Below are 13,642 nucleotides of genomic sequence, written 5' to 3' on the forward strand. Positions count from 1 at the left end.
GGGCACGCCAGGGGCCCGCCAATTGCAACAGCGCATCAGCCACGAGGAAGTGGAGCACATCCGAAGTCTTACCGAACACGAGTCGCACAATGTGGGCGCGGTCGAGCATCTGTTGCCGTTCGCAACGCCCGCCCTACTGACACACGCGCCGGGCGGTGCGCCCGTTGCCGTTCTCGCGCAAACTGCGGGAACGGCCTTCCCGAGTAGGCCGATCATCGATGGCCATCATCGGATCGCCGCCACCCTTGTAGCAACAGAACTGGCGCACAATCGACCAAGGGGCACGCCCTTTGTCGACGCGAGTGTGGCGGAGCGTGGTCCAACCGCGGTCCGCATCGCGATCGGCGGTCAATTGCGCAGGTTGCGGGAGGCACGTGGCATCACCCGACAGACCGCAGGTGAGCATATTCGCGGCTCGGGCGCCACGATCAGCCGGCTCGAACTCGGACAGATCGGATTCAAGGAACGCGATCTCCGGGATCTGCTGACCTTATACGGGGTCGTCGACGCCGATGAGCGTATGTTCATTTTGGAGCTGGCGCGGAAGGCCAACCAGCCGGGTTGGTGGCATCGATTCAACGATTTGCTGCCATCCTGGTTTGGGACCTACCTCGGCCTGGAAGGTGCTGCGAAAACGATCAGAACGTATGAGGGTCAGCTGGTTCCAGGATTACTGCAAACCGAGGATTACGCCAACGCAGTAGGCATGGTGCTGTACGGAAACACCAAGGAGGCACAGCGCCCGGGGCAATGCTGTCAGGATCCGAGTAGCGATGTTCAGGCGGCGCGACGCATGGAATTACGCACCAGGCGTCGACAGATCTTGAATGCGACGGGCGGGCCGATGCTGTGGGCGGTGCTGGACGAGGCCGTGCTATATCGCCAGGTCGGTGGTCCGAAGGTATGGCGCGAGCAGCTAGAGCATCTCGTGGAGATGTCGAGCAAGCCGCAGGTGATCATCCAGGTGCTGTCGTTCCGGTCGGGCGGCAATGCTGCGGCAGGCAATTCGTTCACGATCCTGCGCTTCGCCGAGCAAGAACTGCCCGACATCGTCTACCTGGAACAACTGACCTCTGCGTTGTATTTGGATCGACGAGAGGACATCCACCTCTACCGTGAGGTGATGGACCGACTCGCTGTGCAGGCCGAGACACCGGAGAGGTCGCGTGCTCTGCTGATGGCTGCGGTCGCAGAGCTGTGATCACGCCCGGGGAAAGGACTCTGTCCAGCACTTCCTCAGCGTGCCGGCATGTCGGTGAGTCGGTGAGTCGGTGGATGATTTGTCGTCATATCCGTGCGGAAGAGGGATGTTGTGTCCGGGCCCGTGCCGCGCACAGCCATGATCGCCGCGCGGGCCAGCCTCACCGGTCTCCGCCGTGTAGGTCCGCGTCGTGGGCACGCGGGTAGGCGTCTCGGTCGTGATAGGAACGAGCCAGGTTGTCGCCGTATTCGACCAGTTTCGTGTGGGCGAGTCGCCGGGGTTCGTATCGCTGTTCGAGCAGATGCGCCAAGTCGTTCGGATCGCCGGCCTCGACGAGAATTTCGGCCAGCACGGCCGCGTCCTCCATGGTGTAGCTCATCCCTGGTCGGTCATCGGATGGCAGCCGAATGCGCTGCCGCCCAACGACACCGCGTCGCCGCGGTGATAGGGCGCGGTGGTGAACGCGGCGACGGGCACGCGTTCGAAGCTACCGATGTCGACTGCGTCGACGAATGCTTTTGCGGTCAACCGGGTTCCGTCCGACAGATGCGCCTCGGTGATGACCGATTCCTCGGTCCGGAGGTCCTCCAAAGTCGTATCGAACCGGATATCCACAGTGGGCAGTTCCGCGCACGCGGCGAGCACAATGCGCACTATCTCGGCGTAAGGGATCATGAGGTAGTACCCGAGTCAGGTGTGGGCGGCGAAATCGTAGGACAGCAGGGGCTCGCCGTCGTGGTAGAAAGCTGATCGTGGCCCGCCGCAGCGCACCCCGCACCCGCAGCGAATCGAGCGGCCCGTGCTCGGCGAGAATGCGCAGACCCCGCGGCTTGAGGAAATCGGCCTCCTTCGTGCCGACGACGGGCTTCGGCTCCACCACGGTGACCCGTAACCGGCTGCGCTCCAACAGTATAGCGAGAAGAGAGCCGCCGATCCCCGCGCCGAGGATGACGACATCGGCCTCGATCTTGGCGGCCGATGCCGGTACGCGGTCGTTCACCGAGGCGCCACCAAGTAGCGGTCGGGCGCGATAATGGCGTCCGGGTCGAACAGGTCCTTGAGGCCGTGCAGCGGCCTGTCCCGGAGACACTGGACGCTGTGGAGCGCGCCCACGCATTGCGCGAGGCCGCTCGGGAATCCTTTCTCCGCGTGCGGCTTCCGGCCTACCGATCGAATATCGATCAACAGGATTTGGAGCTGTCCGCTCGCGCGGACGACTACGCTCGAACGGCACCTGCGCGACCATGTTGGCGCTGTGTTGGGAGATCACATTGAACTCGAGCATGCTCGCGATGCCGCGCCGCTCGCATTCGACGCGCATCACGTCGACGGCGGTGGTCAGGCTCTCCTGCCGCCACGGCACGGTCGGCAGGAACATCAGCCAGCCGATGGGAGGCTCGTCGGCCTGGTCGCAGGCCCGCACGCGCAGGCCCGTCGGCAGCGCGTCACAGGTCGGCATGCCCCGGGCGAACTGGGTGCGAGCGTACAGCGGGTCGTCCGGGGCAGTCGTGGCCGTGTCGAGTACACCAGCGCCACCGGCGCGGCGGTATCCCGAAAGTCCGCTCGCACAACGTTTTCCGCTTCCCGTACTGCACCCGGTGAACCGAGCAGCGGCAGCTGGATCGTCACCGTGGCCGGGTCGGTGCCGGGGGGGATCGCGGCGGAGCCGCGGTCCGGGACGACGAACAGTTCCATGAGTCGCGCCATCCCGTGCTCGGCCATGCGTGACCTGCTGATCCGGACCAGCGCGTCCACGCCCGCGTCGAGCGCCTTGCGCGCGAAAGTGGCGTGGACCAACGCGACCGTCTCCGGCCGGGGAATCAGACCGATGGCCCGCCGCCGTGACGACGCCGAGGTTGGACTGCTGGAAGACCCGGGTCAGGTCGGGCCCCGCGATCCGACCGGTGCGTCGCCCGTGCCGATCGAGACCTCCGGTCGTCACCATCTCGCCGGTGCCCAGTACTACCTCCAGGCCCAGTAGGTCCTCGGTACGGCCTCAAATCGTGCCGTCACCGCGTTCGAGGATGTTGCCGATGATGCCGGCATCCGCGCAGCCGGCCGTCACGTTCAGCATCCACGGCGTGCCCTTCAGCAGGGCAGCGAGCCTGCGCTGTGTGACGCCGGGTTCGACACCGCGTGACCCGCGTCGAGATCCAGAGTCAGCACGGCCATCATCCCGCTCGGATCGAGCACCCGGCAGCCGTCCACCACCGGATACCGCGACCCCATACCCCAATTGCGCGCGATGCTGAGGGGATACAGCGGTGTCTTCTCAGCCCGCGCCGCCAGCACGGCCCTCCGGACCTCATCGGTCCCCGTAGGAAATTCGGTCGCCGAAATCACTCTGGGACGGTGCGCACCCTGTGTCCGATTCGTCCGAAGTGCGGCAGCATCGCAGCACGCGCCGCGAGTCAATGGCAGCAGAAACTTGCGATCCGTTCGGGCGCGTTTATCGAGGGTGCCTGTGTGCGATGCACATGCTCTCGGGTGCCGTGACCTAGCTCTCTACGAGATTTCCGCCATCAGCGCCTACCGGACCACACCAGCACGGTGGCACTAACCGGCGTGATCGGCGAACCGGGCGTGATGCCATTGACCTGGATGGTGTAGGCCCCGGGATATGGCGAGGTGAAGCTGGTAACGGCGTATTTATTACGGATTTTCGGAACACGACTAACCGTGGCAGACGCCAGTGGCGAGTCTGCGGCTGCGAGTTGAATGCGGACAGCGGGTAAGCGACCGGACGGGCCCGGTTCAAGAGTCACTTCGACGGTGATTGACTCGCCGGGCATCACCAGTTCCGGCGCTGTGACACGGATGGCGGTCGATTCCCCATTGCGGCGCCGCACATCCGACGACGTGATGATCGATTCTATCTCGTCGAGTGCGGCTCGGTTATGCTGCAGGTTGCCGTGTCGGTCGACTATGCGCCGAATCTATTGCTACTCATTGTCAAACCGTGGCCGACGGCACCGGCGAGCGGAACTGTCCCGTCGCCGTATTCATTGCTGCCGTCGATTGTGTCGAGCTCCTCGATCCCGTCGACCCCGAGCCGAAGTGATGTCGCCGTGGGCTGACGGGTGCCGACGATCGCATGGGTCATGTCGAGGGCAGCCGGGCGCCGCATTTCGGCGTCCGCGAGGTCGGTATGGAAATGCCGGGCGTCGGTGAGCATGGCTGTGTCGATGTTCGGTACGGCGATCTCATCGATTCGGTGCAAACCGTTGGCGTGCTCGATGCACGCGTAATCTGGGAGTAGTTGATGTAGCGCCGGGAGGCTGCGGGCAAACTCGGTGAGGTCAACTGATAGCCTGCCGAGTCCCTTATGAGCACCATTGGACAGTTGCTCGACGGCTCGGGCCGCGCCACGAAACGGAGTCCCGAGGGTTACTAGTTTTCTGCTGACCTCTGCGCCGCCGCACTTCTCCAGATACCAGCGGGCGACTAGTCCACCCATTGAATGGCAGACGAGCACGACGCGTGCCTCGGCCCGTGCCGGGTGGCTGTTTCGCCAGCGCGGCAGCTCATCGCCGATCACAGCGGCGAGGCGGCGAGCGTTGTATCTGTTGGACAGTCGCCAATCGTAGGGAAACGGCCTGATGACGCCGACCTCGCCCGCAAGTCGCAGGCGTTCCAGCCGTTTCAGCAAGCCATCGTATCCCCGCATCGGGGTCCATAGTCCCGGAATGACATGGAGATCTGGCATCAACGCGACAGCTTCAACGCCGTCGGTGGGATGTTCGTCACCGATGCCGACAGGCAGCCGGAGACGGTGGATGTTGTCGCCGAACGTGCGGATCGCCCGCAACGTCGCGCCTGCGGATGGCGACCAGACCAGCCGGCCGTTCTGCTGCAGTGTGCTACCCATGATGCCTGGGAGTACGACGACGAAATCAGTACTCGTCACCCCAGACATTCTGCGCGAGAAGTGAGGGGGCATACCTTGGTATTAGCGTTCCCGGTCGATTCCCGGCCCTCGGCCGCGATCCGTGCGGCGTCGGTTCCGTTCGGGCGGGCGACGTTCGAGAAACGGCAACGGCTCGGGCGTCTGCGGTCGTCGCCGCGATTCTTGTGTACGCGAAGCCCCGCCTTCCTGAGCACGTGAGTTTCCGCCGGCCGGGGAGCGGTCTCGCGTCTGTCTCGGGACTGAACGCGCGGCACGGTAAACGACCTGAGCGTCAAGCATCAGGAAGATGGCATGGGCGTCGGTCGCTCTGGCGAGGTCGTAGCGTCTAACCGGTTACCGGCGGCCAGATTTCGGTATATTTCCATGGCCCGAGCCACTGCGGTAGCAGCTTCTCCGCATCGATGCGCCGCAAGGTGGAGTGTTCCCAGCTCTTCCAGCGCCTGGGCGAGATTTAATTGGTGCATCTCGTTGTCCGCAGAGAGACTCGAGTACAGGTCAATCGCCGCCTGCATGGTGACTACGGCTTCTGCGTCCCGATCGAGGCGCTGGTAGTAGCCGCTCAGCACTCTGAGCGAGCGGGCGAGCCCAGCCCGTTCAAGGTGACCTGCCGGCGCGAGCCGACCGAAGAGCTGGACCGCTTCTTCGGCGACCGGAAGGGTCGCAGGCAAGTTTTTAGAATCGTGATCGACCCAGGCGACGTCCAGTGCGCTCTGGGCAAGGTCCGCAGTGAACCGATCATCCTCGTCCGCCATTCGACGCAGTCGCGCGAGACCCGGTACGCCTGCTGCGGCTGCGTGCCGTCGCGCATAGTTCCGCAGATACGGTGACGCTTCCGGCGGTAGGCCTCGCTGCCTGAGGTTCTTGTATCGGTCGTCAACGGCTGCCCAGACCGCGGCTGCAGCTTCGTCTGATCCGCGTTGGCTCGGTTCTTCCTGGATCATCAGGTAATCGGCGAGACTGGCGTGTGCCAGTCGATAGGTTGCTACGCCGTCTTCGCCGTCTTGGACTATATACCTGCCCATACTGTCCAAAAGCCAACCGATGTGTTCGCGATCCAGCTCACCACCTACCAACTTGCCTGCGGCATCCAGCCATACCTCCTCGGGGAAGCCAGCACCGAAGGCATGAGTCAGGGCAAATAGCATGATGCGTGCCAGTGCACGAGCTGGCACGCCGGGGGGTAGCCGAATACCGGGCGCGCTGATTCGCTCCAAGTCGAGATCGAACGCGGTCTGTACCGAATGTGCAACATGCCGTTGCCAATTCGGCGCATTGGTATCAACCGGGTTCGCGAGAAGCTGGTCGACGACGATTCGAGCTAGCAGGAACGAAGTTTCCGTGAATTGCGTCAGGTGGTCGGCGACCGCAGCCGGGTCCATGTTCAGCGCTGCGCCGGTCAGACGGCGCTGGATGTATCGCTGCACGATGCTGTGATCCGCTGACCGATCCAGGTCAAGTGTCGCGTTGGGATGCAAAGTTGCGAGCAGGGACTCGACTCGATCGCTGCCCTGGATATCTCTGGTAGCAACGACAACCGTGGCGTAACGTGCCAGGCTGAGCAGCAGATCTTGGGCGATCAACGAGGCGTGCTCACGCGCTTCGTCAAGCCCGTCCGCCACGATGACCGGCGGTGACTGTCGTTGGTTGGCGACGCGTTGCACCGCACCGATCAGCTCGGCGGCGTTGCGGCGGCCTTCCTCAGCTGGGCGCAATACACCAGAACTGACCAGCCTGCCGTCTATTTGTTCGGCGGCTCTCTCGGTATCCAGACCACGCAGATGCACGTGGGCATGCACCGATCCTGCGCCGGGTTCGGCATGGCGGTCCCACGGTTCCCAGTTGGCCATCAAACGTTGACGTTCTGCCTTATCCGCCAACGAAATAATACGACCGACGAGCGCGGACTTGCCCACTCCGGCCGCTCCGGTCACTGCGTAAACACCGGTCCGGCCTGAACGTACATAGTCGACGATCTCTCGCAGCTCGTGTTCCCGGCCGGTGAACCATGATCGTTCGCCCGGAAGGGCCCCGCCACGCGCGGCAGTTAAAAGATGTTCGACCACTCCTTGACCAGCGCCCGGGTCCCACAAAGGGTTCGGCAGCAACGGCTCCCGGAACCCGCGAGACAGAAAGTCCGGCTCGTGATCCGGCTCGGTCCATTCGCTTTTCAATGCGTCAGCCAGGTCATCGGCAACAATCAGCCGATTGTGCGCGGACCAGCGTCGCCGCAGTTCCGGCGAGTCCGGCCCTACAGTGAGCAGTTTCCGCAGCAAAGTGCCGAACACGCCGTCCCGGGCCGACCCAGTTGCGGTACTAGAGACCAGAATTCCGAACCACACCCGGTCCCCTTCAGGCGGGCACTCGGCCAAAAACTGCGACGCAATCGAGTGCACATCAGCGATGCTTGCTCCCGCGTGGCATGTGTCGATGATGAATAGAAGTTGGCGAGCACCGCTGCTGACACAGCTGTCGATCACGTCCTCCACGCTGATGACCCCACCCGCGTTCCGGGTCGCCAGCAGGAGGCGGCCACCCGACAATTTTCCGTGGCCGTTCCAGGACAGGACCAGTGAAGCTACCGTGTCGTCGGCAACTGTCGTCAGATAGTCGCGGACTTCGTTGGCTGTCGAATTGCAGGCAGGTGTGCCGACGAAGATGGGATGCAGTATGCGACCAAGCTCCCTGACGTCTGTCACCGCGCGCGTCAAGGGCTCGAAGTCCGCATACTCGTCTATGCCGACGCCGACATACCGCCAGCCCGAATTTGCCACGGGCATCCCCGATCGACCTAGTCCATCGAATGCCCACATCGTAGCGAAATGACCGCCGCCATCGCGTCGGTCTCGACGAGTAGTAGCAGCAGTCGACGCATGGGCACAAGGTCCTCGCCAAGGCATGACACTTCCATGACCCCGGGTGGGTCCTTCCCTCCTATCAGATCCCAGAGTGCAAGCGTCTTAACGAGTTTGGCGACTTCCTCAAGCCCTTCGCCAGTGTTGGTCGAGATGGGAACTGTATGTCGGCGGCGAGCCGCCGAGTAGCACACTTTGTCGGGGTCAAGGCTGAGGATTATCTCCGGCGTGTCGACCAGCGACACGCCGTTAGGTGATCGGTGAGGTTTGCCATCGAAAGCCTGCGGGTAGAGACGGAGATGTTGCAGTCAGTGCCGCGCCTGCGGCCGAATCCGACTGAGGTGATGCGGGTTTCCAGCTACAAATGAACCATAACCTGCCGTTACGGCTCTCCATCTACTCTCCACATTGGACGCCATAGGGCCTCAGAACGGGCCATATGGCGAGTTCCTCGTGGAGGAAGATGCCCTGGTAGGGCACCATATTTGCCATATGGCCCGTGCTGGGTTACGCGCCCCCGGCAGGAATCGAACCTGCGACCTAGGGATTAGAAGGCCCTTGCTCTATCCAACTGAGCTACGGAGGCAGTGGGTTCCACCATGGCCGACATTGGCCGTGCTGTCCAGCGGGCCAATTATAGCGACCGACCAGATGGCTAGGGGTCGAGTGTGACGGCGAGGACGAGCATCGCGGCCATGATCACCTCGAGCACCAGGTAGAACCAGACGGGGAAGAAGGCGGACGGGCTCTCGACGAAGCCGGACCAGATTCGGCCGAAGGCCATGCCGCCGAGCGCCGTGGCGACCGTCACGCACGCGCCGACTCGTACATCGCCGACGTCGGCGGCGGCCAATCCGAGGATCACCGCGATCGCGATGCCGAAGCCGCCGTAGACGGCCCGCACCTCGGCGCGGGCGTCCGCGCGGTCGGCGAGCAGGCCGAGCGGGTCGGTGAGCTGGCTGGGCCGCAACAGCCCGTAGACGCCCATGGCGGCGAAGAACAACGCCACCAAGGCAATCAAGACGATCGACACGATCGACATTGCACCTCCGTGATCCGCCGACCACCCTATCGGCCCAAACCCAGCGCGGCCACGCGATGGCAATCGAACTACGCTAAGTCGTATGTCGTCTGCGCAGGACCCGTCCGCTTCATCTGATCTGGAGGTCACTCGGTCGGCGGCGACATACGCTGTGGTGATCGCCCTGGCCGGTGCGGTCGCGGCGGTGGTCGCCGCGCTGGTGGTCGGGCTCTCGGCCGCGCAGGCGCTGAGCCTGCTGGGCATTCCGGATCCCGGGTCGCTCACGACCTACGGCCTGCCTGCGGTGCGCGCGCTCGCCGATCTCTCGGCGGCGCTGACGGTCGGTTCGCTGCTGTTCGCGGCGTTCCTGGTGCCGCCGCAGTCGAGCGGGTTGCTCGACGTGGGCGGGTACCGCGCGGTGCGCAGGGCCGCCAATTTCGCGCTCGTCTGGGCGGGCTGTGCGGCGCTGCTCATTCCGCTGACGGTGTCCGACACCACCGGGCAGCCGGTCGGTGACGTGCTGCGCCCGGAGGCGCTGTGGCGCGCCATCGATCAGATCGAGTTGGCGGGCGCCTGGCGCACGACGGTGCTGTTCGCGTTGATCGTCGCGGTCGGCGCCCGGCTCGCGCTGCGCTGGGGGTGGACGCCGGTGTTGTTCGCCGCGTCCATCGTGACGATGATGCCGCTGGCGCTGACGGGACATTCGTCCTCCGGCGGCGCGCACGACCTCGCGACGAACAGCCTGATCCTGCACCTGGTTTCGGCCGCGGTGTGGGTCGGCGGCCTCTTCGCGCTGCTGGCGCACGCACGCCGTGGCGGCGCGCACACCGACCTGGCCGCGCGGCGCTTCTCGCTGACCGCGACCATCGCGTTCGTCACCATCGGAGTCAGCGGAGTGATCAACTCCTGGATCCGGGTGCCGTGGGATGACTTGTTCACCACCACCTACGGCAGGCTCGTGCTGGCTAAAGCGGCGGCGCTGATCGTGCTCGGCCTGATCGGCTTCGCGCAGCGCCGCGCCGCGCTGCCCGCGCTCGCGGCGAATCCGCGCGACCGCGGCGCGCTGGTCAGGTTCGCGGGCGTGGAGGCGCTGGTCTTCGCGGCCACGATGGGTCTGGCGGTGGGCCTCGGCCGTACTCCGCCGCCCCCGCCGACCTCCGAGCCGACACCGGCCGAGGTCGAACTCGGCTACAACCTGGCCGGGCCGCCGACCGTGGCGCGGCTGCTGTTCGACTGGCGGTTCGACCTGATCTTCGGGACGCTGTCGATCGTGCTCGCGGTGCTGTATCTGCTCGGCGTGCGCCGGCTGCGGGCGCGCGGGGACGCGTGGCCGATCGGGCGGACGATCGCCTGGCTGTCCGGCTGCGCGGTGCTGTTGCTCGCCACCTCGTCGGGGGTCGGGCGGTACGCGCCCGCGATGTTCAGCGTGCACATGGGCGCGCACATGGCGCTGTCGATGCTCGCGCCGATCCTGTTCGCGCTGGGCGGCGCGGTGACGCTGGCCCTGCGCGCCCTGCCGCCCGCCGGCCGGGACAGCGCGCCAGGACCGCGCGAGTGGATCCTGGCCGCGGTGCACAATCCGGTCTCGCGATTCCTGACGCACCCGATCGTGGCGTCGGTCATCTTCGTCGGCGGCTTCTACGCGCTCTACCTCGGCGGGATCTTCGACACCTACGCCGACTCGCACGCCGCGCACTTGCTCATGAACGTGCACTTCCTGCTCAGCGGCTACCTGTTCTATTGGGTCGTCATCGGCATCGACCCGAAGCCGCGCCGGGTGGAGCCGCTGACCAAGCTCGGCATGGTGTTCGGCTCGCTGCCCTTCCACGCCTTCTTCGGCATCGCGCTGATGAGCATGACCACGGTGCTCGGCGGCTGGTTCTACCGCGGCCTCGGGCTCGGCTGGAACGGCGACCTGCTCGGCGACCAGCGCACCGGCGGCAGCCTGGCCTGGGCGAGCGGCGAGGTGCCGCTGGTGGTGGTGATGATGGCCCTGCTGATCCAGTGGTCGCGCAGCGACCGGCGACTCGCTCAGCGCACCGACCGGGCCGCCGACCGCGACCACGACGCCGCCCTCGCCGCGCACAACGCGATGTTCGCTGAGCTGGCCAAACGTGACCGAGGGGTACACAAGTAAGGAACGGTCGGTCGGCGCAATGCCTTTGGGCATGATGTCTGTAGGTCACGGTGGAGTCGAGTTGGTCAAGGTGTGGTTGTGAACGAGCGGTCCGTAGTCTTCTCCGAACACAGCCCGACCGATCGGATCCATCGATCCGATGTGCGAGCCGCGCGTAGGCGGCTGGCGGGTCGCACCCGCAAGACACCGGTCTTCCACACCTCCGTCGCCGGGCCGAACGGACCGGTTCCGGTCACGATGAAGCTCGAATACCTCCAGTACGGCGGCACTTTCAAGATTCGCGGCAGTTTCAACGCGCTGCTCTCGGCCGAGGACGGCAGCGACCAGGTGGTCATCGCCTCGGGCGGCAACGCGGGGATCGCGGCGGCGCTGGCGGCCGCGCAGCTCGGAAAGTCGTGCACCGTGGTCGTGCCGGAGTCCGCGCCGCACACCAAGGTCGCCGCGATGTGGTCGCACGGAGCCGAGGTGCTCTGGCACGGAACGACTTACGGCGAGGCGCTCGACCACGCGAACGAGCTCGCGGCCGAACGCAACGCGCTGCAGCTGCACGCCTACGACCTGCCCGCCATCGTCGCGGGCGCGGGGGTGGTCGGGCTGGAGATCGAGGAGCAGGTGCGCGGGCGGCCGTCGGTGCTGGCCGCGGTGGGCGGGGGCGGGCTCGTGTCCGGCATCGCGGCCGCGATCGGCCGCCGCCAGCAGGTGATCGGGGTCGAGCCGGAGGGCATTCCCACGCTGAACGCGGCGCTGTCGGCCGACAAGCCGGTCGAGGTCGAGGTGTCGAGCATCGCGGCGGAATCGTTGGGCGCCACCAGGATCGGGGACATCGCGATGGACGTCGCGCGCCGCTATCAGGTGCGCTCGCTGCTGGTGACCGACGACGCGATCGCGACGGCCCGCGACTATCTGTGGCGCGAGTTCCGTATCGTCGTGGAGTTCGCGGGCGCGGCCGCGCTGGCGGCGGTGCAGAGCGGCGCGTACGTGCCTGCGGCGGACGAGCGGCCGGTGATCGTGCTCTGCGGCGCCAATACCGATCTTTCGGCGCTGTAACCGTTTTCGGTTCCGCTGGCGGTCGGTCGACGCGAAAGAAGCGCCGGATATCCACATCCGAGAAAGTTGTCCACATTCTCGGACCGAGGCACCCGATCGCCGGTCGCATCGATGAGGCTTGAGGGGCACTCCCCGAGGGGAGGAAGTCCCCGGGCAACCGCCGCGGGCCGAATGCGAAGGGGCGACATCATGTACGAGGCGAACGCGACCGTGATCGGCACCATCGTCAACCACCCGGTGAAGCGGGACCTGCCCAACGGCGAGCGGGTGCTCAGCTTCCGGATGGCGAGCAACTCGCGCCGACTGGATCGCAGCACGGGCGAATGGGTCGACAACGGGACGTTATTCCTCACCGTGAACTGCTGGCGCAGGATGGCGGCCGGCGTGGACGCCTCGCTGCGCCGCGGCGATCCGGTCATCGCACACGGCCAGTTGCGCTCGCTCGAATATCGCACCAGGGACGGCATGGACCGGCGCGACCTGGAGATGCGGGCCAGCGCCGTCGGCCCCGACCTCGGACGCTGCACCGCGCACGTCACCAGGTCCTCGGAGATGCGGAATACTGGAGAACGCTTCGGCGCTGAATCTAAGGTGCCGGTAGGCGACGGGCTGGGGGAGAATGTCGCGACCGCCCCTGCGGCGCTCCCCGGAACGACCGACCCCGAGCACGCCGACGCCTGATTTCGGCGGCCGTTCCGCCCCCGCGCCGCGACGGGTATCCGCCGGTTCAACTCACCGTTTCCGACACCGATAGGCTTTCACCTTATGGCTGAGTTCATTTACCAAATGAAGAAGGTTCGCAAGGCGCACGGCGACAAAGTCGTGCTCGACGATGTCACCTTGAACTTCCTTCCCGGCGCCAAGATCGGTGTCGTCGGCCCCAACGGCGCCGGTAAATCCAGCGTGCTGAAGATCATGGCCGGACTGGATCAGCCGAACAACGGCGATGCCTTCCTCGCCACCGGCGCGACGGTCGGCATCCTCATGCAGGAGCCGCCGCTGAACGAGGAGAAGACGGTCCGCGGCAACGTCGAGGAGGGCCTCGGCGAGGTGAAGGTGAAGCTCGATCGCTTCAACGAGATCGCCGAGCTGATGGCCACCGACTACTCCGACGAGCTCATGGACGAGATGGGCAAGCTGCAGGAGTACCTCGACCACGCCGACGCATGGGACGTCGACTCCCAGCTCGAGCAGGCCATGGACGCGCTGCGCTGCCCGCCGCCGGACGCCCCGGTCACCAACCTCTCCGGTGGTGAGCGCCGCCGCGTCGCGCTGTGCAAGCTGCTGCTGAGCAAGCCCGACCTGCTGCTGCTCGACGAGCCGACCAACCACCTCGACGCCGAGAGCGTGCTGTGGCTCGAACAGCACCTGGCCGCATACGCGGGCGCCGTCCTCGCGGTCACCCACGACCGGTACTTCCTCGACAATGTCGCCGAGTGGATTCTCGAGCTCGACCGCGGCCGCGCCTACCCCTACG

At 65.6% G+C, this 13,642-nt stretch carries 13 protein-coding genes, 1 tRNA gene and 1 pseudogene; 6 read left to right on the forward strand and 9 right to left on the reverse strand.

The window, feature by feature from the left end:
- The first annotated feature begins 304 nt into the window (after window positions 1–304).
- Window positions 305–1,201: a Sco1979 family transcriptional regulator gene (locus tag ON39_RS08275; protein WP_040732705.1), complete on the forward strand. Its 897-nt coding sequence runs from the start codon at window positions 305–307 to the stop codon at window positions 1,199–1,201.
- A gap of 160 nt (window positions 1,202–1,361) precedes the next feature.
- Here ON39_RS08275 and ON39_RS08280 read toward each other — a convergent pair whose 3' ends face one another.
- The 3 genes and pseudogenes from ON39_RS08280 to ON39_RS51375 all read right to left on the reverse strand — a co-directional run.
- Entirely contained in the window at window positions 1,362–1,580 is a 219-nt protein-coding gene (locus ON39_RS08280; RefSeq protein ID WP_040732706.1) for a hypothetical protein, read from the reverse strand.
- Window positions 1,577–1,846, reverse strand: coding sequence for a hypothetical protein (locus tag ON39_RS08285; protein WP_146251276.1), 270 nt, complete (start codon window positions 1,844–1,846; stop codon window positions 1,577–1,579). Before ON39_RS08285 ends, ON39_RS08280 begins: the two co-directional genes overlap by 4 nt.
- 217 nt (window positions 1,847–2,063) lie before the next feature.
- Window positions 2,064–2,660: pseudogene (locus ON39_RS51375) on the reverse strand (hypothetical protein); the annotation flags it as partial.
- 234 nt (window positions 2,661–2,894) lie between these two features.
- On the opposite strand from ON39_RS51375, the gene ON39_RS08295 reads away from it, so the two are divergent.
- Window positions 2,895–3,182, forward strand: coding sequence for a hypothetical protein (locus ON39_RS08295; protein ID WP_146251277.1), 288 nt, complete (start codon window positions 2,895–2,897; stop codon window positions 3,180–3,182).
- Between the two features lie 107 nt (window positions 3,183–3,289).
- Here ON39_RS08295 and ON39_RS08300 read toward each other — a convergent pair whose 3' ends face one another.
- The 6 genes from ON39_RS08300 to ON39_RS08325 all read right to left on the reverse strand — a co-directional run bounded on the left by ON39_RS08300 (window position 3,290) and on the right by ON39_RS08325 (window position 9,002).
- A complete protein-coding gene (locus tag ON39_RS08300) occupies window positions 3,290–3,544 on the reverse strand; it encodes an FAD-binding oxidoreductase (RefSeq protein WP_146251278.1) in 255 nt (84 codons plus the stop codon).
- Window positions 3,545–4,124: 580 nt separating this feature from the next.
- Window positions 4,125–5,108: an esterase/lipase family protein gene (locus ON39_RS08305; protein WP_211336418.1), complete on the reverse strand. Its 984-nt coding sequence runs from the start codon at window positions 5,106–5,108 to the stop codon at window positions 4,125–4,127.
- Window positions 5,109–5,386: 278 nt separating this feature from the next.
- Window positions 5,387–7,879, reverse strand: a complete 2,493-nt coding sequence (locus tag ON39_RS08310) for an AAA family ATPase (RefSeq protein ID WP_169335867.1) — start codon at window positions 7,877–7,879, stop codon at window positions 5,387–5,389.
- Between the two features lie 17 nt (window positions 7,880–7,896).
- On the reverse strand, window positions 7,897–8,205 hold the full coding sequence (locus tag ON39_RS49630) for a hypothetical protein (RefSeq protein ID WP_040732714.1): 309 nt from the start codon (window positions 8,203–8,205) through the stop codon (window positions 7,897–7,899).
- A 267-nt stretch (window positions 8,206–8,472) separates the two neighbouring features.
- Window positions 8,473–8,546, reverse strand: a tRNA-Arg gene (locus ON39_RS08320).
- A gap of 69 nt (window positions 8,547–8,615) precedes the next feature.
- A complete protein-coding gene (locus tag ON39_RS08325; protein ID WP_246003090.1) occupies window positions 8,616–9,002 on the reverse strand; it encodes a DUF4345 family protein in 387 nt (128 codons plus the stop codon).
- A gap of 82 nt (window positions 9,003–9,084) precedes the next feature.
- Between ON39_RS08325 and ON39_RS08330 the strand changes: the two genes are divergently transcribed.
- From ON39_RS08330 to ON39_RS08345, 4 genes are all read left to right on the forward strand, one after another.
- The gene (locus tag ON39_RS08330; RefSeq protein ID WP_040732715.1) at window positions 9,085–11,118 is read left to right on the forward strand and encodes a bifunctional copper resistance protein CopD/cytochrome c oxidase assembly protein; all 2,034 of its coding nucleotides are present in this window, start codon (window positions 9,085–9,087) and stop codon (window positions 11,116–11,118) included.
- A 78-nt stretch (window positions 11,119–11,196) separates the two neighbouring features.
- Window positions 11,197–12,165, forward strand: a complete 969-nt coding sequence (locus ON39_RS08335) for a threonine/serine dehydratase (protein ID WP_051186406.1) — start codon at window positions 11,197–11,199, stop codon at window positions 12,163–12,165.
- 189 nt (window positions 12,166–12,354) lie between these two features.
- Window positions 12,355–12,846: a single-stranded DNA-binding protein gene (locus ON39_RS08340; RefSeq protein ID WP_083894318.1), complete on the forward strand. Its 492-nt coding sequence runs from the start codon at window positions 12,355–12,357 to the stop codon at window positions 12,844–12,846.
- 84 nt (window positions 12,847–12,930) lie between these two features.
- On the forward strand, window positions 12,931–13,642 hold a 712-nt coding region (locus tag ON39_RS08345), incomplete at its 3' end, for an ATP-binding cassette domain-containing protein (RefSeq protein ID WP_040732716.1).

The organism is Nocardia tenerifensis NBRC 101015, from assembly GCF_000308715.1.
GTDB classification, from domain to species: domain Bacteria; phylum Actinomycetota; class Actinomycetes; order Mycobacteriales; family Mycobacteriaceae; genus Nocardia; species Nocardia tenerifensis.

What these genes read in the sequence shown, in the direction of transcription:
- ON39_RS08280 (WP_040732706.1), bottom strand. Translation starts at nt 1,580, where the DNA reads ATGAGCTACACCATGGAGGACGCGGCCGTGCTGGCCGAAATTCTCGTC.
- ON39_RS08295 (WP_146251277.1), top strand. Translation starts at nt 2,895, where the DNA reads ATGAGTCGCGCCATCCCGTGCTCGGCCATGCGTGACCTGCTGATCCGG.
- ON39_RS08325 (WP_246003090.1), bottom strand. Translation starts at nt 9,002, where the DNA reads ATGTCGATCGTGTCGATCGTCTTGATTGCCTTGGTGGCGTTGTTCTTC.
- ON39_RS08330 (WP_040732715.1), top strand. Translation starts at nt 9,085, where the DNA reads ATGTCGTCTGCGCAGGACCCGTCCGCTTCATCTGATCTGGAGGTCACT.
- ON39_RS08340 (WP_083894318.1), top strand. Translation starts at nt 12,355, where the DNA reads ATGTACGAGGCGAACGCGACCGTGATCGGCACCATCGTCAACCACCCG.